Source organism: Nonomuraea angiospora, from assembly GCF_014873145.1.
GTDB lineage: Bacteria > Actinomycetota > Actinomycetes > Streptosporangiales > Streptosporangiaceae > Nonomuraea > Nonomuraea angiospora.
The window spans coordinates 5233441-5253459 of sequence record NZ_JADBEK010000001.1 but is presented as its reverse complement, the minus strand read 5'-3'; the positions used below and the strand labels follow the sequence as shown (position 1 = coordinate 5253459).

Below are 20019 nucleotides of genomic sequence, written 5' to 3'. Positions count from 1 at the left end.
ATGACGCACAGCGGCGACTACCACGCCCCCGACGGGCTGCGGACCAGAGGAACGGTCATCGTCGTGCCGGGCCGCGGCGAGACCCGCGCGACCTACGCGCGCTTCGGCTCGCGGCTCGCCTATGACGCGTACCGGGTGCGGGTCGTGGACCTGCCGGCCGCTGACCCGGCCGCCGTCGCGCCCTTCCTGGACGCCCTCGCCCGGCGGCTGTCGGAGGCCGTCGACGGCATCGCGGCCGAGGCGCCGGACGGGCTGCCGCGTCCGCTGGTGCTGGTGGGCTCCGACCTGGGCGCCGCCGGGCTGGCCGCCCTGCTCGCCGGCCCCTTCTCCGCCACGGCCTGGTGGCCGCAGGCGGCCGTGCTCGCCGGCCTGCCCGGCCAGGGCTCGCGGGCCGCAGGCAAGTGGGAGGACGAGCTGGACATCCGGACCCACTGCCCTACGCACCGCGGCGTCCTGACCGGTGACGCGGCCGTGGAGCGCGGCGCGCTGGCCGGCGCCGTGCCCCAGGGCCTGCTGGACGCGGCATACGAGAGCGCCGCCGAGATCCCGCAACTGCTGCTGGTCGGGGACGCCGATCCGCTGGCGGACCGTGACGTGATCGCGCGGGCGGCCAAGTCGCTGCCGAGGGCACGGCTCACCGTCGTGCGCGGCGCCCACCACGATGTGCTCAACGACCTGCAGCACCGCTCGGTCGCCGCCGAGATCGTCACGTTCCTGGAAGCACTGCGCAACGAGCTGATTCCGGCCGTCACCGTGGAGACGAGCGCCTGGTGACCCCGCGGCGGCACGCCGGGGTCACCGGGTCCGCGCCACCAGGTCGCCGATCGCGGGGAGCACGGCGTCGGTGACCGTCATGCGGTGGTGACGTGGGCGCGGACGGCGGCGGCGCCGGATTCGGCGAGCCAGTCGGCGAGGGTGCGCAGACCAGGGTGGATGACTCGCAATGCCTCGATGTCGGCGTGCCAGCGCTGACCGGCCTCCCAGCGCTTCTTGGTCTCGGCGATCTCCGGGCCGAGCCGGGCGGTCTCGTCGTCGGTGAGCTGCTCGTACCGGATCGGGAGGCCGGTGGCCGCAGCGATCGCGGCGGCGGCCTCGACCGGGGTCGGTTCGTCGCCGGCCAGTTCCAAGGTGCGTCCGGCGAACCGGGCGGGGTCCGCGAACGCGAGCGCGGCGAACTCGGCGATGTCCTCCAGCGCGATGACCTGCATGGGCTCGTGCGGCGGGAAGAGGTGCCGGTGCACGCCATCAGGGGAGATGCCGTCGATGCGGACGACGCTGATGCCGAGATAGTTCGTCATGAACCGGACCGGGCGCAGCACGGTGGGCAGCGCCACGTGGTCGCGCAGGTACTCCTCGATCAGCACTTTGCTTTCCGACCACCGCGACGCGCCCGAAAGGGAGGCGACGGTGCTGAACACGACCTGCTCGATCCCCGCCCTGGCCGCGGCGTCGATCAACGCCCGGCCACGGGCCACCTCGAGCTCCGTCTGCGGTCCGGCCGGCCCGTAGGCCACCGGTGGCACGCCGAACACGGCGGCGGCGCCGTCGAGCGCGGGTGGCAGGCTCGCCGGATCGTCGAAGTCGCCGCGCACGAGCTGGGCGCCCGCGGCGGCCAGCTCGGCGGCGGCCGGCGCGGCCGGGTCGCGCACCAGCGCGCGGACCTTGCGGCCTCCGGCGAGCAGCCGGCGGGCGGTGGCGCCGCCCTGTTTGCCGGTGGCGCCGGTGATGAGGATCGGAGCGTCGGCGCCGGCTGGTGTGGCGGTGGTCATGGTGCCCTCCGGAGATGTGGGAGATACTGGCTCGGTCCCGGAATGCTCCACCCGTTTCGCCGCCGCAGACAAGGATTTCGTGACATGACAGCAGCCCCGCTCGCAGCGCCCGCCGGGCGCGTTGATGCCCGCCGCAACCGGGAGCTCGTGCTGCGCACGGCGATGCGGGTGTTCGCCGAGGAGGGGCCCGAGGCGTCCCTCGGCCGGATCGCGCAGCGCGCCGGGGTCGGCGCCGGCACGGTCTACAGGCACTTCCCGAGCAAGGACATCCTGCTCGAGGCGGTGCTCGCCGAACACCTCGACGCTCTGGTGGCCGCCACCGATCGCTGGCGCGCCCGCGCCGCTCCCGGTGACGCGCTGTTCGGCTTCCTGCTCGAAGTGATCGAGAAGTCGGCGGGCCGCCAGCACGTGTGCGACGCGCTCACCGGTGACCGGAGCTGGCCGCGCGCCGTGCTGGCCGCCGCGGCACGGCGCTTCCACGAGGCCCTGGAGCGCCTGCTGCACGACGCGAGACAGGCAGGCGTGATCCGCGCGGACGTACGGGTGGACGATCTGTCGGCGCTCGTCGTCGGCGGCGCCGCCCTGCGTGCCGCGCACCGGGACCAGGCCCGCGGCGCCCGGCTGGTGCGGTTGCTGGTGGACGGGTTGCGTGCCCGCACCGTCACGAAACCCGAGTCGTTTCGTGACGCGTCCTCGCCGTCACGTCACGAAACCTCCGCTCCGCGGCACTGCGGGGAATGCGGGACGCCGCTGCCGGAGCGGGCTACCGGGCGGCCACCCCGCTACTGCAGTCCGACGTGCCGCCAGCGGGCTCACCGGCGCCGGTCTGGTTGGACACCTGGCTGACCTGCAGCCCGCCGGAGAAGGACCGGCTGTCGCCCTGCTTGACGAGCACGGTTCTGGCCGACGACACGCTCGGCTGCAGGCACAGGTAACCGGCCGGGCAGACGGCGGCGGCCTGGCTCGCGGCGGTGGCCGGCTGGGCGGCGAAGGTGGCGGCGGTGGTCAGGGCGATCGCCGTGGCGGCCTCAGGTGGTCCACCAGCCCTTCAGCGTGTCGAGCGCCGGTGTGGACAGCCAGTTGACGACGAAGCCGAGCAGGAAGGCCAGGACCAGGAAGACCACCTGCTGCACGAGCTGCGCCCTGGCCTGGCCGACCAGGTGCCTGCCGATGACGACGTCCACCATCCTGGTCTGCTCCTCCGTCAGCAGGACTTCCTTACGCAGCTCTTCGAGACGGGCGTTGAGCTCGTTGAGCCGGGCGAGCTTCTCGGCGATCTCCTGGTCGAGGTCCTGCGACACGCTCGCCGATTCGCGCACCACGTCCTGGACGGCCTTGGCCCTGGTCTCCAGCACGATCGTGTGCCGTTCCGCCCGCTCCTCGCGCCTCTCCAGCAGGCGCAGTATGCCCCAGCCGCCGCCCCCGACCACGACCGCGAGACCCGGCAGGCCGTAGTACACCAGCTCGAAGTAGTCGTCGAAGAGCTTGTCCAGCTCGGGGCTGTTGGCGTCCATGCCGAGCAGCGCGCCGATGATCCCGAGGATGAAGCCCACGACGATCGCCCACCCGAACAGGACGGCGAGGACGACGCCGGCACCGGCGGCGAACCCCTTGACGAGGTCCAATCCCCATGCGAAGAGCGTCTTGGCCGGCGGCCGGTTCTGATCGCCGAGCTCGGGGTCACCCTCAGAAGACGGAGATGTCAGCACTTCATCAGATTGCCGCTGTTTTCCTTGGCGAACAATGGTCATGGACGCGGTACAAGGTCGCGCCGCCACGCCTTGAGCGAGCGGGGGAGGGCGATACACACCTCTACCCGTACTCGACGAAAAGCGGATCCTCGCCCACGGCGATGGCGTCCCCGGGGCGCACGCGCCGTGACGTCCCGTCGAGCCGGTGTGCCTCGCCCTCCCCGCGAGATGTGATCCGCGCCGTACCCGTGCTCGTCCAGATGATGGCGGCCAGATGCGATTCACGGTCGCCCGAGATCGTGAATTCGCACCGCCAGACGTTGTGCGGAAGGCCGATGGCGCCCCCCTGGCCGCACGACCGGCTGCGGGCGGGAGCGAGCCAGTGTTGCAGGCGCTCTACGGCCAGCGCCGCCGCGGTCGGCGCGCCGCCCTCGACCTGGAGGACGAGGGGGATCTTCGCGCCGCCCCAGTTGTAGAAGTACATCCGTTCGAGGTTCAGGTCGCGCAAGTAGAGGCCGGCGAGGAAGTAGCGGACGGCGTAGTCGCGGGCGGTGACGGCGTCGAGCGGATCCTGCAGCGTGATCGTGTAGCTGGTGCCCGTGCTCCACACGGGCGGGTGAACTCCTGCCCCGTGGAGCACCCGGTTGACGGTGGTCGCCAGTTCCAGCATGGTCTCCGGAGGATCGGAAGCGGTGCGCTGGTACAGCTTGATGCCGGCCACGTCGCAATGGGCGTAGCCGCCGAGTTCGGCGAAGCGCCGCATCGCGTCCCGGCCTGCGTGCGTCCATAACCTGCCCATACCTGGGCATACCACGGTGGCCTGCGGGTCGGCGGCCTTGATGATCCGACTCGCCCGCCGCGTCATCTCCACCAGCGTTTCAACGTCTCCGGTGTAGAACCGGTGGTCGTTGCCCAGCGCCCACAGTTCGTACGCTTCGATCCGCCCGGCGTAGCGGTCGCCCGTCGCGCTGACGAAGGCGTCCCAGTCGGCGAGGTCATCCGGAGGGGCGGCGCGGGCGCCCTCGGGGTAGGGTGCGCGCGAGCCGTTCGGGCTGGCCCAGGCGGGCGTGCCTCCGAACACGAACAGCACCGGCAGTCCCGCCCGCCGCGCACCGGCCACCTGGCGGTCGAGCGTCGACCAGTCGAGCTCCCCTCGCCGCCGCTCGATCTGCGACCACCGGGTCGCGCTGTCCCACAGCCGTACGGCGCCCACCTTGAATGACGGCATGGCACCGGTGGCGCTGTTGACGGTGACCCCGAACAGGGTTCTGGGCACAGGGGCCGGTGGCAGCACCCAACTCGGGCCCGTTATTCGCTGCACCTGACCACGGGAGGCCGTCGAGGTGAGCGGAGAAGAGCTCGCCGTCAGCACCAGGAGACACGAGATGAGCAGCCCCACACTCATCAGCACAACCGCATGCCGGCTTCCTCGGCTTGGCGTCGAGCCGGAATGAGCCGGCTCGCGTGGCGTGTCCGGGGCGGATCCCGTGTCCGGCGGTGAATCGCCGGCCTTCTCCGGTGCCGCGGTGGCGATGGCCTCTATCCACAGGCGATGGAGACGAACCAGTTCGTCCCGATCGGCCCGGCACGCCGTCGCGATCAGCTCGACGGTGGCGAAATTCGGCGGAATGCTCTGGCCGGAGCAATATCGATGAACCGTTGATTTGCTGGCGTTTATGCGTTTGCCGATCCACTCATAACTGCGGCCACTGCGCTCTTTGATCTCTCGTAAGAGCTGCCCCAACTCATCCTGGTGCGACACTCCGGCCATGAGCTTCTCCAGCTCCCACGATGGCATGTCCCATCACGATAGCAATTGAAGATCTTTCCCGCGATACACCGGTTCCCGCAGCTCACAGCATGCGTCGTTTCCCAGCCGTCCCAACTTGCGAGGAGAAGGTCGCCGGACGGGCGACCTCCTCGGCAGTCTTGAAAAGTGACCCGACTGTCCATGACCTCAAAGGAGTGGCTCAAGATGCGCAAAAGCAGAACGGCGACTTCCGTATCGGCGCGAGCGTCCGTCGTCGCGGCGGGAATTGCCGCGTTAATTGTCTGGCCAATGGGGACGCTACCGGCCCACGCCGACCCTGCGCCTCCGCAGGACGCCTCCATCGGCTCCGCGAGTCCGGACGGTGACGTCGAGGTGCAAGGTGGCTGCGTCGGGAACATCTGCGGCTCGGTCATGAACGAGAGCAGCCGCGATGTGTGGGCGATCAGGAACTTCACCGCCGACGGCCCCGAGTCGAGCTCCAAGTGGCGCCGTCTGGCACCGGGGGAGGAAACACCGAGGGACCAGGACTGGGATGGCTTCTACGTGGCGTGCAAAGCCTCGGGAAGGATCGCCACGTGGACACCTCCTGGCGTTTGGGTGTGGAAGGACTTCAGCCTGCCCGCCGGGTACTGGATGAAGATCTCCACCCATCAGGACGCCCACGTCCGCAGCCAGTCCTGCTGAGACCGGACCGGCCGGCGACGCCGCCGACCTGCCCATCACCGGCGACTGGGACGGCGACCGCATCGATACCCAGGGCATCGTCCGCTGACGGGTAGCCCGCGCATGGGGCGTGCCGCCGGCAGGCGGCACGCCCCACCGCCGTGACATCAGCCTTCGGGGTGCAGGAGCAGGACGCTGCCGTCGCCGTTCGCGGCGATGATCAGGGAGCCGTCCGCCGTGGCCGCGATCCCGGCGAACGGCCGCGGCATTCCGGGCAGGCCGGGCGGGATGAACAGGCCGGGTTCCGGGCCGGTCAGGCCGGCCGCGGGCGCGACCGGAAGCGAGTCGGCTTCGACCTCCACGTCGCCGGTGGCGAGGTCGATGGCGAGCAGGCGGCGGTGGGTGGTCTCGACGACGTACAGGGTGCCGTCGTGGACGGTGATGCCCTGCGGGGTGCCGAGCCCGCCGGCGAGCAGGACGGGCACGCCGTGCTCGACGCGGTACACCGCGGCGAGCTGCTCGTCGCTGACGTAGCAGCACTGGCCGGCGTCGACGGCCACGCCGACCGGGCGGCCGAGGCCCTCGGCCAGCACGCTGACCTGGTCGTCGTGGTCGACGGCGACGATGCGGCCGGCGCCGGACTCGGCGACCAGCAGGGTGCCGTCGGCGCGCACGGCGATGCCCAGCGGCCGGTCCAGGCCGTCGGCCCGGGTGCGTACCGTGCCGGAGCGGCGGTCGTAGGTGCGTACGTGCCCGTACTGGGAGGTGGTGTGGAGCAGGTCGCCGTCGGCGGCGATGCCGTGCACGAAGGTCAGCAGCTCGGTGGTGGTGACGTCTTCGTCCGGCCGGTCGGCGGGCCGGGCGAGACGGTAGTGGTCGGCCACGTGGACGCCGCCGCCGAGATCGATGGTCACCCCGAAGGGGCCGGCGAGGCCGCAGGGCACGATCTGGCGAGTACGTCCGTCGGACGCGAGCTCGGCGACGCCGCCATGCGCGTAGCTGGAGACGAACATCCGGTTGTCGGCGTCGAAGGCGGCGTTGTCCAGGGCCTTGAGCTCGCTGACGATCTCCGACCGGTCGCCGGTGCCGGTCAGGTCGACGCGCGTGACGATCCCGCTCGCCCCGCGGGCGAGGACCAGCAGGGCGCCGGCGCGGTCGAAGCGCACGGCGACCGGGTCCGGGACGTCCGCGGCCACCAGCTCCGGCTCGCCGCCGTCGAGCGGGATGCGAAACACCTCGCCGGTGAGCATGTGCGGGTAGTAGAGCCGCCCGTCCGGGCCGAGCTGCATCGCGTTGCCCATGGCGAGGCCCGCCGTGAGCACCGTGGGTTCGTCGCCGGCCGGGGACAGCTCCAGCAGGCGTCCACCCGGGATCATCTCGTTGGCGAACACCCGGGTGCCGACGCAGGCGATGCCGTTGGGCGCGGTGATCTCGCCGGTGACGAGCGTGAAGTCCCCGGCCGGGTCACGCCGCCACACCCGGCCCGGCACGAGGTCGGTCACGTACATCGCGCCGTCGCTGTCGAAGGCGAGGTCGTCGGGGGAGTGCAGCGGCCCGTCCGGTGGCACGACCACCTCGACGTCGCCGGTGGCCAGGTCGACGGCGCTGATCTGACCGGCGAGGAACTGGGCCACGTACAGGCGCCCGTCGGGCCCGAAGGCCATGCCGTTCGACCCCCACAGCGGACGCGCCCGGACCAGCAGCTCGGCCTTGCGGCGGTTCATCGGTCGCCCGCCAGGACCTCGTCCATGCCGCCCTCGGTACGCCAGCGGCGCAGCAGGTCGTGGAAGGCGACCGGGCCGGGCCCGTACGTCTGGCTGACCGGGCGGGGCTTGCCCTCGTTGTTGTAGTAGCCGGGCGTGCACTCGGCCTGGAACCGCCTGTTGTCCGGCGCCAGCTCCCGGATGGTGGCGACCCACGCGTCCTCGGCCTCCTCGGTCGGCTCGACCACACCGAGGCCACGCCGGCGGGCCTCGGCGACCACGGCGCCGATGTGGGTGGCCTGCTCCTGCAGGATGTGGACGAAGTTGACCGCGGAGGCGTTCTGCAGCGGGCCCAGGTGGAACAGGTTCGGGAAGCCGTGGCTGTAGAAGCCGTGCAGCGTGCGGGGGCCCTGCCGCCAGGTGCCGAGCAGGGGCGCGCCGCCCCGGCCGTACACCGGCAGGGCGCCGGAGAGGATGCCGGAGACGCCGACCTCGAAGCCGGTGGCGAAGATGACGCAGTCGACCTCGTACTCGTGCTCGCCGACCACGACCGCCGATTCGGTCATCGCGGTGATGCCGCCGTGGTCGGCGGTGTCGACCAGGGTGACGTTGGGCCGGTTGTACGTCTGAAGGTAGTGGTCGCTGAAGGTGGGCCGCTTGCACATGTAGCGGTACCAGGGCTTGAGCAGCTCCGCGGTGGCCGGGTCGTCGACGATCTCGTCCACGCGGGCGCGGATCTGGTTCATCTTCTGGAAGTCGGCGATCTCGTCGAGGTATTCGCGCTGCTCGGGCGACAGGGCGGTGTCGACGGTGCCGGCCAGCAGGTGGCGTTGCAGCCGTGCGGTGCTGGTCCAGCCGTCGTCGATCAGGTCCTGTTCGGCGGCCCCGCCGGTGACGACGGTGAGGAAGTTCGCCATCCGCTCCTGCTGCCAGCCGGGCTTGAGCGAGGCGGCCCAGGCGGGGTCGGTGGGGCGGTTGTCGCGCACGTCGACCGTCGAGGGGGTGCGCTGGAAGACGTACAGGTGCTGTGAGTCGCGCCCCAGGTGCGGGATGACCTGGATCCCGGTGGCGCCGGTGCCCACGACCGCGACCCGCTTGTCGGCGAGCCGGTGCAGGCCGCCGTTCTGGTCGCCGCCGGTGTAGCCGTAGTCCCAGCGGCTGGTGTGGAAGGTGTGCCCGCGGAACGTCTCGATGCCGGGGATGCCGGGCAGCTTCGGCTGGGTCAGGGTGCCGGAGGACATGACGACGTAGCGGGCGCGGAAGTCGTCGCCGCGGTCGGTGCGCACCTGCCACTCGGCCGCGGCGTCGTCCCAGCGCAACTCCGTGACGCGGGTGTGGAACATCGTGTCGCGGTACAGGTCGTAGAGCTCGGCGATCGCGACGGCGTGCCGGCGGATCTCCTCGCCGGGCGCGTACCGCATGGTGGGCACGTAGCCGGCCTCTTCGAGCAGCGGCAGGTAGACCGAGGATTCGATGTCGCAGTGGATGCCCGGGTAGCGGTTCCAGTACCAGGTGCCGCCGAAGTCGCCGGCCTCGTCGAGCATCCGGATGCCGTCCACGCCGGCCTCGCGGAGCCTGGCGCCGGTGAGCAGCCCGCCGAAGCCGCCGCCCACCACCAGCGCCTCGACCTTGTCGCGGACCGGTTCCCGCTCGGCGCGTTCGGTGTACGGGTCGGCGGCGTAGTAGCCGAACTCGCCACGGGCGCCCTGGTACTGGGCGTTGCCGTCGGGCCGCAACCGGCGGTCGCGCTCGTGGCGGTACCTCGCGCGCAGCACGTCCGGGTCGAAGCCCAGGTCCTCGACGGTGAGGCGGGCAGGCGGCGTCGGAGAGTCTTCCATGGGTGCCTTTCCGATTCGGGGATCAGGGGGAGATCGGGGCGCTCTCGGCCAGGTGCCGAGTCAGGCCGCTGACCGGCCGCCGTCCACCGGCACGAGCGCGCCGCCCTGCCCGGCGCCGGCCTTGGCGAAGGCGACCGCCGGCGCCCGGCCGATGCCGGGGCCCGCGCCCGTGATCAGGCAGACCTCGTTGCCGAGAGCGCTCAACGTCCTCCCCCGTCTGGAGTGAGCATCACAACCGGACAGCATTGTCCGGTAACAATGTAGCCCGCCTGACTGATCGTTGTCGACTTCGGGGCATGCCGATGTCGAGCATGCGGACACTGTTGTCCGGTTGGTGATGCGAAGGGTCATGTGCCCGGCAGGTCCGCGAGTTCGGCGAGCAGGAGGGCCTCGGCGAGGCAGGCGCGTTCGAAGTCGGCCAGGTGCAGGTTCTCGTCGGTGCTGTGGGCGCGGGCGGCCGGATCGCCTCCGGGGCTCGTGACGAGGACGGCGGCCCCCGGGTACGCGGCGGCGAATTCCGCGACGAACGGGATGGCGCCGCCGCCTCCGAGATCGACCACGTCGACGCCGTAGGCCCGCTGGTAGGCGCGGCGGGCCGCGTCGAAGGCCGTGCTCCGCGTGTCGGCCGCGTACGGCTGCGCGATCTCCGCCTCGGTGACCTCGACCTGTGCGCCCCAGGGCGCGTGCTCGCGCAGATGCCCGGCCAGCGCGGCGCGGGCGCGTACCGCGTCGTCGCCCGGCGCGACGCGCAGGCTCACCTTGGCCCGCGCGGAGGCGGTGAGGGCGTTGGCGGCTCCGGACACGCGGGGCGCGTCGATGGCCAGGACGGTCGCCGCGGGCCCGGCCCACACCCGTTCGGGGATGCCGCCCGAGCCGAGCAGCTTGACGCCGTCGAGCACGCCCGCCTCGGCCCTGTAGCGTTCGGCGGGGTAGCCGGTCTCCGGCGGGCGGCCGGTGACCAGGCCGCCCACCGCGACGTGGCCGTCCTCGTCGTGGAGGGTGGCGAGCAGGCGGCACAGCGTGGTGAGCGCGTCCGGGGCGGCCCCGCCGTACGTGCCGGAATGCACGCTCTGCGCCAGCGTCCGCACCTCGACGACGCAGTTGGCCATGCCGCGCAACGTGGTGGTGAACGAAGGAACGCCCGCTTCGATGTTCTCGGAGTCGGCGAGCACGATCACGTCGGCGGCGAGCTCGTCGCGATGCCGATCGAGGAAGGCGCCGAGCGTCGGGGAGCCGATCTCCTCCTCTCCTTCGACGATGACGACGACCCCGACCGGCGGACGCCCGCCGTGCGCGCGCAGCGCGGCCAGGTGGGTGGCGATTCCCGCCTTGTCGTCGGCGGACCCGCGGGCGTACAGGCGCCCACCGCTTTCGCGCGGCTCGAACGGCGCGCTCGACCACAGGGCCGGATCGCCGGCGGGCTGCACGTCGTAGTGGGCGTACAGCAGCACGGTGGGACGGCCGGGCGGTGCGGGGCAAGAGGCGAGGACCACGGGCGGGCCGCCGGGGACGTCGTCCAGGATCCGCACCTCCCGCGCGGCGCCGGTCCTGAAGAGCTGTGCCGTCAGCTCCGCGCACCGGCGCAGCTCCCCGGCCGCGGCCGGGTCGGCGCTCACGGACGGGATGCGGATGAGGGCCTCGAGGTCGGCCCGTACGCCCGGCAGCACCTTTCGCACCGCGCGCCGCAGGTCATCGGTCATTGACGGTTTTCCTTTCCGATCGGAGGTCGAGCCAGGACGGGAGAAGGGCGAGCGCCAGCACCGCGGCGATCGACGCGAACCCCGCCGGATATCCCGCGGGCCCCGCCAGCAGGCCGAACCCGACGGCGCCGATCCCCATCCCGCCGTCGTAGGCGAGGTTCCACAACGCGCTCACCCGGCCGAACGCCGAGGAGGAGGACCGCGCGAGCATCAGCATCAGGGTGACGTTCTGGGCGGCGCCGAAACCGGCGCCGAAGAGCGCCGCCCCCGCGATCACCGCGTAAGGGTTGCCGAGCCAGACGATCCCGGCCATCCCGACGACCGCGGCGAGCACGGCCGGCACCAGCAGGGCGGAGTGGCCGTGGCGGTCGCCGTGGCGGCCGGCCACCCACCGCGCGAGCGGCATCGCGCAGGAGTGCGCGAGCAGCGCCGTCGCGGCCGTCCCCGCCGAGCCGGCGGGTACGGCCAGCGGCAGGAACGTCAGCAGCACACCGGCCGCCACCGTGATCGCCGCGAAGACGACGGCGGGTCGGGCGAGACCGGCGTGGCGCGGAGCGTGGGAGACGTCCCCTTGCTGCTCGACCGGCGGCGTCCTCGCGGGCAGCAGGGGAGTCCCGATGAGCGCGAGCAGCGCCAGCCCTGCCCCCGCGAGGAAGACCGGCCCGTAGCCGATGAGCGGAACCAGCCACAGGCCGGTCGGCAGCCCCAGGATCGCGGGGATCCCGACCGCCACGCCGTACGCGCCCAGCGCCTCGCCCCGGCGTTCGGCCGGAGCCAGCTCGGCCACCATGGCGGGGCCCACCACGACCACGATGGCCAGGCCGGCCCCGCGCGCCAGGCTCACGGCCAGCACCATCGGCAACGCGGCGGACACGGCCAGCAGGGCCGGGGGAACGCCGAGGAGGAGGACGCCCAGCGCCATGCCGGCTCGGTAGCCGTACCGGGCCAGCAACGCCGGCATGGCCAGCTCCATGAGCACCGTCGCCAGCATGGTGACGCCGGTGGACAGCCCGGCGCCCATGTCCCCCGTACCGCCTGATGCCGTGTACAGCGGCACGACCGGGACAAGCAGATAGAAGCTCGTCATCGCGGCGAGCGAGGTCATCCCCAGGATGACCATCGGACGGCTGAGCAGCGGTTGCGCACCGGTTCTGATCACCGGGACAGCCTCGCCGAAGTGGCCGCCGGGCACATCGGGCGAATGCCCTATCCGGCCTCCCTAGTCGTCATCCCGGTCTGAGAGCCTGTGTCCATGGTCTTCGTCGGCAGGGACACGGAGCTGGCCGCTCTGGGCGAGGCCTACGCGCGTGCCCGGGAAGGCTCCTCCTCCACCGTGCTGCTCGGCGGCGAGGCCGGGGTGGGCAAGACCCGGCTGCTCGCCGAGTTCGCGGCGCCGCTGGCGGGACAGGCGTGGCTGCTCTCCGGCGACTGTCCCCAGGTGGGCGCGGACGGCCTGGCGTTCGCGCCGTTCACCGCCATGCTGCGCCGCCTGCTGCGCGAGCTCGGCACGGAGCGTTTCCTCCGCCTCCTGCCCCGTGGCGAGCCCGGTGAGCTGGGCAGGCTGCTCCCGCTCCTGGGCCGGCCCGCCGGCGACGGCGATCCCGCCCTGACCCGGGCGCGGCTCTTCGAGGAGATCCTCACCCTGTTCGAGAGCCTCGCCGAGGAGCGGCCCCTGGTGATCGTCGCCGAGGACGTGCACGGGAGCGACCGCTCCAGCCGGGAGCTGCTGGACTTCCTCATCAGGAACCAGCAGGCGGCCGCGGCCTTCCTCCTGGTCGTGACCTACCGGAGCGACCACCTGCACCGTACGCATCCGCTCCGCCCGGTGCTGGCCGAATGGGACCGCAGGGCCTGGACGACCCGGATGGAGCTCGGCCGGCTGGGCAGGGACGAGGTGGTACGGCAGCTCCGCGGCCTGCTCGGCGGCGAGCCCGCCCCCGAGGTCATCGAGGACGTCTTCCGGCGCAGCGAGGGCAACCCGCTGTTCGTGGAGGCGCTGTCGGACCGGGCGGGCGCGCCGGTGCCGGCGTCCATCCGCGACCTGCTGATCACGCCGCTCGACCGGCTGCCGGGGGAGACCCGGCGAGTGGTCCAGGCCGCCGTCGCCGGCGGCACCCGGGTCGGCCACGCGCTGCTGCGCACCGTCACGGGGCTGGACGACGCCGGCCTCACCGACGCGCTGCGCCCCGCGGTGAGCGCGAACCTCCTGCTGATCGAGGATGAGGTGTACGCGTTCCGCCACTCGCTGATCCAGGAGGTGCTCTACGACGACGTGCTTCCCGGGGAACGGGGGGACCTTCACGTACGGTATGCCGAAGCGCTGGAGGCGAGCCCTGAGCTCGCCCCGCTGGGGCGGGCGGCGTACGAGTCGGCCCTGCACTGGCACGCCGCCGGACGCCGTCCGGCCAAGACGCTGGCGGCCGCCCGCCGCGCCGCCGCCGAGGCCGCGGCGTCCCTGGCGTACGCCGAACAGCTGCACATGCTGCTTCGCGTGCTGGAGTTGTGGGATCAGGTGCCGGATCCGGCCGTGTCCAAGGCCGACGTGCTCGACGAAGCGGTACGCGCCGCCATCGCCGCCGGTGAGAACGCGACCGCCGTGCGACTGGTCGACACGGCGCTCGCGGCCGAGGCCGATCCCGCGCGCGCCGGCTGGCTGCTCGCCCACCGCGGCGAACTGCGCCACCTCCTCGGCGTGCCGGGCGATCTGGACGATCTGCGCGAAGCCGCTCGGCTCACCCCGGCTGGCCATCCGGTACGCGCGACCGTGCTCAACCTGCTCGCCAACCGCCTCCTCACGGTCCCGCTGGAGGAGGAAGGCCGCGTCGCCGCCCGCGAGGCGCTGGAGGCGGCGCGGGCCGCGGGCGATGCCAAGGCCGAGGTGATCGCCACCGTCAACCTGACGTACGCGCGGGCGCGTGCCGGCGACCTCGACGCCCAGCTCCCTCACCTGAAGGACGCTCAGGCGACGGCCCGCCGCATCGGTGACCAGGGCGCGCTTCTGCACGCCTGCCGTTGCGAGGCGGACGTCCTGCAGGGAACCGGCAGGTACGCCGAGGCGGCCGAGGCGGCCCGCCAGGGACTCGCCGCCGCCACGCGGTCGGGTCTCGCGCGGACCGCAGGGCCGATCCACGCGGGCAACCTCGCGGAGGCGCTGATCGCGCTGGGCCGGTGGGACGAGGCCGCCGAGATCGTCGAGCACGCCCTGCGGGTCACCCCGACGCCCAGCCTTCGCGCCTACTTGATGGTGCTGGCCGGCACGATCGCGCTGGCCGGAGGCGACTTCGCGGCCGCCGAGAACGTCGTGACCCATGCCCGCGAGGTGTTCACCAGGGGCACGTCCTACGCGCAGGACCACCTCTTGCTGGTGCGGCTGGAAGTGGATCTGCGCAAGGCGCAGGGGCGCGGGGCCGACGCCGCCCGGCTCGTGGAGGAGGCGCTGGGCGGCGCAGGGACGAGCCCGCGCTACCTGTGGCCCGTGCTCGAGGCGGGGGCGTCCTTGCCTGTTGCCCGCCTGCCCGAGATGGCGGCCACGTTGCCGGTGATCGGTCCCGTCCAGGAGGCCCACCGCCTCGCCTGCACCGCCGAGACCGGGCGGCCGGACCTCTGGCCATGCGTCGCGGCGGCGTGGGGGGAGCTGCGCCAGCCGTACCCGCGGGCTCTGGCCCTCCTGCGGGCCGCGGAACACGCCGCGGGAACGGGCGACCGCTCCGCGGCCTCCTCCCATCTGACCAGCGCCTCCCGGGAGGCGGGCCGCCTGCGGGCGGAGCCCTTGAGCGCCCGGATCGAACGGCTGGCGCGCCTGGCCCGGATCCCCCTCGCCGCGCAGGACGAGAGCGGCCCGGCCGAGGGGCGCGAGTTCGGCCTCACGCCGCGCGAGCGGGACGTGCTGCGCCTGCTCGCCGACGGCCGTACCAACCGGCAGATCGCCGAGGAGCTGTTCATCTCGGTCAAGACGGCGGGTGCGCACGTGAGCAACATCCTCGCCAAGCTGGGCGTACGCAGCCGCGTCCAAGCCGCCACGGCCGCCCACCGGCACGAGTTGATCTAGCTCTGCGGCCGCCTGACCTCCCCGAGATGAGCGCCACGAGGAGGTCAGGGGCAGTCCCGCCCGGCCGGCAGCGTGGTCGTGACGGTGCCGTTGGCGTTGGTGACGGTGCGCTTCACCGTGAGCGGGTAACCCATCCCGAGGGATCAGCCGGCCTCATGGTCGAGTGGTGGGGCGCCTGCCCAGTCCGGTAGTGGCTCGCATCTTCCTCTCCAGTGCGGCGGAAGGTGATTCTTCTCGGAAGCGGCGATGATGCCGCCGACGATGGCGCACGTGGTGTCGACGTCCCCGCCGGCCGCCGCTGTGGTCCACATGGCCGCCTCGAAGTCATGGCGTTCACGAGCCGCCACCCAGAGGGTGAACGGGACCGTGTCGTGAGCGGTGACCTGCCGCCCGTTGCCGAGCATCCGGGCGGCCAGCGTGGGGTCGCTGATGGTGAGGAGCTGCCGAGCCTCGGCAATGCCGTCGTGAACCATGCTCGCGGGCACGTGCGCGCGGATGCGATCGAGGAAATGCCCGGCGGACAGGTCGGGCTCGCTGACGGTTACGGCTGTGGCCACTGCGATGGCTATGGCGCCGGCCACCGCTTCAGGATGAGTGTGGGTGACTTGTGCCGAGAGGGCGGCTTGTCGGACGACGTGTGTCAGGTCGTCGGCGAACCAGGCGCCGAGCGGTGCTACGCGCATCGCGGCGCCGTTGCCCCAGGAGCCCTTGCCGTCGAAGAGTTCAGCCGAAAGCGCCCGCCAGTCGCCTCCTTCCCTGACCAGCCGGAGCATGCGGTTCGTCGCGGGGCCATACCCGCGGTCGAAGTCGTGACGGGTGGCGAAACTGGCGGCGAGCTCGTCTTGGTCGATGGTGCCGTGGTCGGCCAGGACGCGATAGACGGAGCACGCCATCTCGGTGTCATCTGTCCACTGCCATGGACTGGGTGGAGGAAGGCGGGAGGAGAGGGCGTGACGATTGGTCGGAAGGAAGAATTGGGAACCGAAGGCGTCGCCGAGAGCCAGGCCATGGAGGGAGGCTGCGGCCCGCGCCAGAAGCTGAGCTGACATCACTCTCATTGTGAAGTACGTCGGCAGGTCGCCGACCTCCCAGGAGGCCATCTCCTCGAAGTCGGCGGGATCCTGGGAGGACTCATGGATGCGAGCTCAGTGGTCGTGGCAGCAGGCGGTTCGGGCTCCCTCGAGCTGGGCGGGGTCGTTCCACCAGTGGCTCGCCGTGCTCTGGTGGACGGGGACGCGCTCCTTGACCTTGCCGGGAGGCGCGGAGGTGGCGGGTGTCGCCTGGTCGGTGGTGGTGGAGGACGGGTAGGGCGCGAGGAGCTGCTCGACGGTGTGGTGTCTGCCGCCGACGACGACGGCGGTGACGTTGGCGGCGTCCTCGATGCGGGACAGCGGGTCGCCGTCGACGATGGCCAGGTCGGCGTACATGCCCTTGGCGATCCTGCCCAGTGGGAGGCCCAGGTAGGCCCCGGAGGTGCTGGTCGCGGCGGTGAGCGTTTCGCGCGGGGTCAGGCCGTACTTGACCATGGCGCGCAGGTTCATGTGCAGGCTGATCCCGAGGTGGTCGATCGGTGCGTCGGTGCCGGCGGTGACCACGCCGCCGCCGCGGATCATCGCCGTGAGCTGCGCGACCTGGTTGGCGAGGTTCGTCCGGATCACCTGGACCGCCGCCGGGTCGGCGGTCTGCGCCGTGGTGACCGTCGTCCGGAGCTGCGCCATCCGCCAGTTCGGGTAGAGCCGGCGAACTCGTTCGTCGGTGACCAGCGAGGTGTCCTCCCTGTAGAGGATCGAGGAGTTGAACAGGGTGGGGGTTCTGGCCATCTTCGAGGCGTTGAACATGGAGATGACGTCGGAGTAGGCGGAGCCGACGTTCGTGACGGTGCGTGAGTAGCCGAACCGGTTGGTGGCGCCGACGTGCTCGGTCTGGTCGCCGCCCATGGCGATCGCCGGATAGTGGTAATGCGAGCTGACCGGCTTGCCCTGGCGGTGGGCCCAGTCGATGACCTCCCTGTGCCATACGACCGGTAGCCGTACGTAGCACTTCAACATGTCGTAGTCGAGGGCGGCGGCCCGCTGCAGTTCGAGCCGCAGCTGGTCGTGGGAGAACGTCGGGCGCATGAAGTTGTAGTAGATGCGCGCCCCGTCGATGGCCTCGCCCGTGCCCAGGTAGCGCGGTGCGAGCCGGGCGCCGGACTGCACCGACTCGCGCTCCTCGACCATGTGGTACGCAGGTGAGCCAGGTGAGCGCGTCGTGGTGACGCCCAGGGCGAGCCACAGCGGACCCTGTCGGGATCCGTAGGCGTAGCCCTGCATTTCCCGGTGATGGTGGATGTCGATCAGGCCGGGCATGACGAACCTGTCACTGGCGTCGATCCGGGTGCCCGGCCGCCCGTCCCGGTGCGGTTCGACCGCGGCGATGCGCTGGCCTCGTACGATGATGTCGACGTCGCGGACGACGCTGCTGGAGACGCCGTCCCACATGCGGCCGGCGTGAATGACGACCTGGTCAGGGCCGGTGTCGTTGCGCCAGGTCAGCCGCACCGGAATCGACCGGGCGGGCTTGCCGTCGAGGCGCACGCTCTTGAGACGTCCCCCGTTCAGGTAGAGGAGGGTGGCCGAGCCGCCCGCCCAAACCGGGGCGTCGGAGACCTCCCGGGTGACCTGCCGGGCGCTGCCGGTGGGCCGTCCGGTCTTGTCGACGGGCAGGACCCACAGGACCGATTCCATGGCGAAGGCGAGCATGGTGCCGTCAGGTGACCAGACAGGGCCGTCGTCGCCGCGGGTCTGCAGGGATCGGTGCGGAGCGGGGTCGATGTACGTGCCGGCGCCCGTGGCCCGGTCGACGAGCAGGATTTTGGACAGTCCCTCGCGGTAGCGTCGTGAGTACGGCACCACCGCGGCCAGTGCAAGGGTTCTGCCGTCGGGTGACCAGGTCGGGCGGCCTGGTTCGAAGGTGGCGTTGAAGATCTTCTGGATGTCGCCGGTGGAGACGTCCGCAACCCACAGGGCGCCGTCCTGGTCCAGGTAGGCGATCTCCCTGCCGTCGGGTGACCACCGGGCCGACAGGGCGGCGGAGTCGGTCAGGTGGGTCACCTGCCGGTCGGCGCCGGTGCTCAGGTCACGGACCCAGATATTGAGGGTGCCGGTACGGTCGGTGACGAATGCCAGTTGCCGCCCGTCCGGGGAGAAATCCGGGTCGGCTTTCCACCAGCGGTCACGGAAAAGCGGTTCCGGCGTGCCGCCGTTGCGCATCAGATAGATGTCGTTGAGCGCGCGGAACGCGACGGCGGAGCCGTCCGGGGACACGGCCGGGCTGCCGATTCCGACAACGGGAAATGACCCGGGCTCGTCGAATACGCGGACCTTCTTCTTGTACTTCGGAGTCGTCGTCGTCAGCGCGGCGGTGAAGCCGATGGTGCCGACGGACGCGGAGTTGAGGCGGCGTACCTTGATGGTGCCCGCGGAGGTGTAGTAATAGCGTCCGTCCGGCGCGAACCGGGCACGGAACGGGAAGACCTCCTCGCCGCTGACGAGGGTGCCCGCGGTGCCGGCCAGATCGTTGGCGCCCGAGTGGAAGAGGTGGTACGCGAGGTCGGTGCCGTTCGGCAGCCAGGACGGCTGGTGAATGACCTGACCGGCGGCTACGGTGACCGCGGTGCTGCGCGTGCCGGTGGCGACCTCGATGACGTCGATCCTGGTGTCGGCGACGACGAACGCGATCTTGCTCCCGTCGGGTGACCAGGCCGGCTCGTACTCCTCGGCGGAGCCGTCGGTCAGGACGCGGCTCGCTCCGGTGGCGACGTCGAGCAGGTGGATCCCGTAGCTGCCCCCCGCATCGGAGGAGTAGGCGATGGTGCGCCCGTCCGGGCTGTAGCGGGGCTCTCGGTGATCGAACGGGCCGGTGGTCAACTGCGTGATCGCGGACCCGTCGGGCCGGATCGTCCACAGGTTGAAGACACCGTCGCGGTACGACTGGAACACGATGGCAGATCCGTCGGGGGACCAGTCGGGCTGGGCGATGTCGTACAGATCGCTGGTGAGCCTGCGGGCGGTGCCCCCGGAGGCGGAGCAGACCCACAGGACACCGAGCAGGTCGAGGGCGAGCAGGCGGCCGTCGGGCGAGGGCGCGACGCCGAAGTCGGTGCCGGCGGCGACCGATGTCTTACCGGCGTTCCCCGCTACGCCGGCCCGCGCCGGTGAGACCGGGGCGAGCATCGCGGCGAGGGCGGCACCGCCGCCCGCCAGGACGGCCCGGCGGGACGGGCGTGACATCGATCCGGAGGCGGAGGTGAACACGCTGGGGGGAACCGGTGAGTGAGACATCGGGGGTTTTCACTCCACTGTTTAGGCATGGTCAGATAGTCATCGCGCGAAATGTGTTATCTGCCTGGAGTTCATCCGGCTGATCATCGCCACCATTCGCCTGTCGAGGACTCATCGAGGAGAGGTGGGCTGATGTGTTCATTGAGGACAGTGGGACCTGCTTGACTAAAGTGTGTGCATAGGAATCTACATACGTCGGTCAACAGAATTGGTCAAGGGAACCGGCGGGACCGGACCGCTTCCTGGGTCTGCGTCGAACCGGATCGCCCGGTGTGAACTCGATGAGCCAAGCCTGCGAGGTCGCCCGCAAGAAGCAGGCCGAAGTCGCTCAGCGGATGTTCAACGTGTTCCCAGGCGTGGCGGTGATGCCGCGGGAGCGTCACGCGCTGCCCAAGCTGGTGGATCTGGCTCTGCCGCTGTTCGCCCGCCGGGCCGGGTGGAGGAGCGTTGGGACTCCGCCCAGAACGTGCCCGAGAAGGGCATCGACTGCAAAAGGTTCGCTTTCGGCCCCGCG

General features: G+C 71.6%; 14 protein-coding genes. 4 read left to right on the top strand and 10 right to left on the bottom strand.

What is annotated here, in order from left to right; all coding sequences use genetic code 11:
* On the top strand, positions 1-774 hold the full coding sequence (locus tag H4W80_RS23695; RefSeq protein ID WP_192787101.1) for an alpha/beta hydrolase: 774 nt from the start codon (positions 1-3) through the stop codon (positions 772-774).
* 77 nt (positions 775-851) lie between these two features.
* Here H4W80_RS23695 and H4W80_RS23690 read toward each other — a convergent pair whose 3' ends face one another.
* Positions 852-1769, bottom strand: a complete 918-nt coding sequence (locus tag H4W80_RS23690; protein WP_192787100.1) for an NmrA family NAD(P)-binding protein — start codon at positions 1767-1769, stop codon at positions 852-854.
* An 84-nt stretch (positions 1770-1853) separates the two neighbouring features.
* Here H4W80_RS23690 and H4W80_RS23685 point away from each other — a divergent pair, with 84 nt between their 5' ends.
* Complete coding sequence (locus H4W80_RS23685; protein WP_192787099.1) at positions 1854-2615, top strand: TetR/AcrR family transcriptional regulator; 762 nt, start codon at positions 1854-1856, stop codon at positions 2613-2615.
* Between the two features lie 182 nt (positions 2616-2797).
* Here the strand turns inward: H4W80_RS23685 and H4W80_RS23680 are convergent, their stop codons facing one another.
* Together H4W80_RS23680 and H4W80_RS23675 are read right to left on the bottom strand one after the other, a co-directional pair.
* A complete protein-coding gene (locus H4W80_RS23680; RefSeq protein ID WP_192787098.1) occupies positions 2798-3478 on the bottom strand; it encodes a hypothetical protein in 681 nt (226 codons plus the stop codon).
* Between the two features lie 103 nt (positions 3479-3581).
* Positions 3582-5258: a helix-turn-helix domain-containing protein gene (locus H4W80_RS23675; RefSeq protein WP_225963619.1), complete on the bottom strand. Its 1677-nt coding sequence runs from the start codon at positions 5256-5258 to the stop codon at positions 3582-3584.
* Positions 5259-5435: 177 nt separating this feature from the next.
* Between H4W80_RS23675 and H4W80_RS23670 the strand changes: the two genes are divergently transcribed.
* Positions 5436-5915, top strand: coding sequence for a hypothetical protein (locus H4W80_RS23670; RefSeq protein WP_192787097.1), 480 nt, complete (start codon positions 5436-5438; stop codon positions 5913-5915).
* Between the two features lie 146 nt (positions 5916-6061).
* On the opposite strand, the gene H4W80_RS23665 is transcribed toward H4W80_RS23670, so the two are convergent.
* The 5 genes from H4W80_RS23665 to H4W80_RS23645 all read right to left on the bottom strand — a co-directional run bounded on the left by H4W80_RS23665 (position 6062) and on the right by H4W80_RS23645 (position 12294).
* Positions 6062-7618: an SMP-30/gluconolactonase/LRE family protein gene (locus tag H4W80_RS23665; RefSeq protein ID WP_192787096.1), complete on the bottom strand. Its 1557-nt coding sequence runs from the start codon at positions 7616-7618 to the stop codon at positions 6062-6064.
* Positions 7615-9435 (bottom strand): flavin-containing monooxygenase, encoded by a 1821-nt coding sequence (locus H4W80_RS23660; RefSeq protein ID WP_192787095.1) that lies wholly within the window; start codon positions 9433-9435, stop codon positions 7615-7617. The genes H4W80_RS23665 and H4W80_RS23660 overlap by 4 nt, the downstream gene beginning before the upstream one ends.
* Positions 9436-9495: 60 nt before the next feature.
* On the bottom strand, positions 9496-9639 hold the full coding sequence (locus tag H4W80_RS23655; RefSeq protein ID WP_192787094.1) for a hypothetical protein: 144 nt from the start codon (positions 9637-9639) through the stop codon (positions 9496-9498).
* A 143-nt stretch (positions 9640-9782) separates the two neighbouring features.
* Positions 9783-11135 (bottom strand): M20/M25/M40 family metallo-hydrolase, encoded by a 1353-nt coding sequence (locus H4W80_RS23650; RefSeq protein ID WP_192787093.1) that lies wholly within the window; start codon positions 11133-11135, stop codon positions 9783-9785.
* Positions 11125-12294, bottom strand: coding sequence for an MFS transporter (locus H4W80_RS23645; protein ID WP_318787022.1), 1170 nt, complete (start codon positions 12292-12294; stop codon positions 11125-11127). The genes H4W80_RS23650 and H4W80_RS23645 overlap by 11 nt, the downstream gene beginning before the upstream one ends.
* A gap of 93 nt (positions 12295-12387) precedes the next feature.
* On the opposite strand from H4W80_RS23645, the gene H4W80_RS23640 reads away from it, so the two are divergent.
* Entirely contained in the window at positions 12388-15183 is a 2796-nt protein-coding gene (locus H4W80_RS23640) for a helix-turn-helix transcriptional regulator (protein ID WP_192787092.1), read from the top strand.
* A gap of 143 nt (positions 15184-15326) precedes the next feature.
* On the opposite strand, the gene H4W80_RS23635 is transcribed toward H4W80_RS23640, so the two are convergent.
* Together H4W80_RS23635 and H4W80_RS23630 are read right to left on the bottom strand one after the other, a co-directional pair.
* Positions 15327-16232 (bottom strand): ADP-ribosylglycohydrolase family protein, encoded by a 906-nt coding sequence (locus tag H4W80_RS23635; protein ID WP_192787091.1) that lies wholly within the window; start codon positions 16230-16232, stop codon positions 15327-15329.
* A 96-nt stretch (positions 16233-16328) separates the two neighbouring features.
* The gene (locus H4W80_RS23630) at positions 16329-19454 is read right to left on the bottom strand and encodes an amidohydrolase family protein (protein WP_192787090.1); all 3126 of its coding nucleotides are present in this window, start codon (positions 19452-19454) and stop codon (positions 16329-16331) included.
* Between the last annotated feature and the right edge of the window lie 565 nt (positions 19455-20019).

Excerpts from the sequence above, each read along its gene's own strand:
- H4W80_RS23650 (WP_192787093.1), bottom strand. The coding sequence starts at position 11,135 with ATGACCGATGACCTGCGGCGCGCGGTGCGAAAGGTGCTGCCGGGCGTA.
- H4W80_RS23695 (WP_192787101.1), top strand. The coding sequence starts at position 1 with ATGACGCACAGCGGCGACTACCACGCCCCCGACGGGCTGCGGACCAGA.
- H4W80_RS23635 (WP_192787091.1), bottom strand. The coding sequence starts at position 16,232 with ATGTCAGCTCAGCTTCTGGCGCGGGCCGCAGCCTCCCTCCATGGCCTG.
- H4W80_RS23690 (WP_192787100.1), bottom strand. The coding sequence starts at position 1,769 with ATGACCACCGCCACACCAGCCGGCGCCGACGCTCCGATCCTCATCACC.
- H4W80_RS23630 (WP_192787090.1), bottom strand. The coding sequence starts at position 19,454 with ATGTCACGCCCGTCCCGCCGGGCCGTCCTGGCGGGCGGCGGTGCCGCC.
- H4W80_RS23685 (WP_192787099.1), top strand. The coding sequence starts at position 1,854 with ATGACAGCAGCCCCGCTCGCAGCGCCCGCCGGGCGCGTTGATGCCCGC.
- H4W80_RS23675 (WP_225963619.1), bottom strand. The coding sequence starts at position 5,258 with ATGCCATCGTGGGAGCTGGAGAAGCTCATGGCCGGAGTGTCGCACCAG.
- H4W80_RS23660 (WP_192787095.1), bottom strand. The coding sequence starts at position 9,435 with ATGGAAGACTCTCCGACGCCGCCTGCCCGCCTCACCGTCGAGGACCTG.
- H4W80_RS23640 (WP_192787092.1), top strand. The coding sequence starts at position 12,388 with ATGGTCTTCGTCGGCAGGGACACGGAGCTGGCCGCTCTGGGCGAGGCC.
- H4W80_RS23670 (WP_192787097.1), top strand. The coding sequence starts at position 5,436 with ATGCGCAAAAGCAGAACGGCGACTTCCGTATCGGCGCGAGCGTCCGTC.
- H4W80_RS23665 (WP_192787096.1), bottom strand. The coding sequence starts at position 7,618 with ATGAACCGCCGCAAGGCCGAGCTGCTGGTCCGGGCGCGTCCGCTGTGG.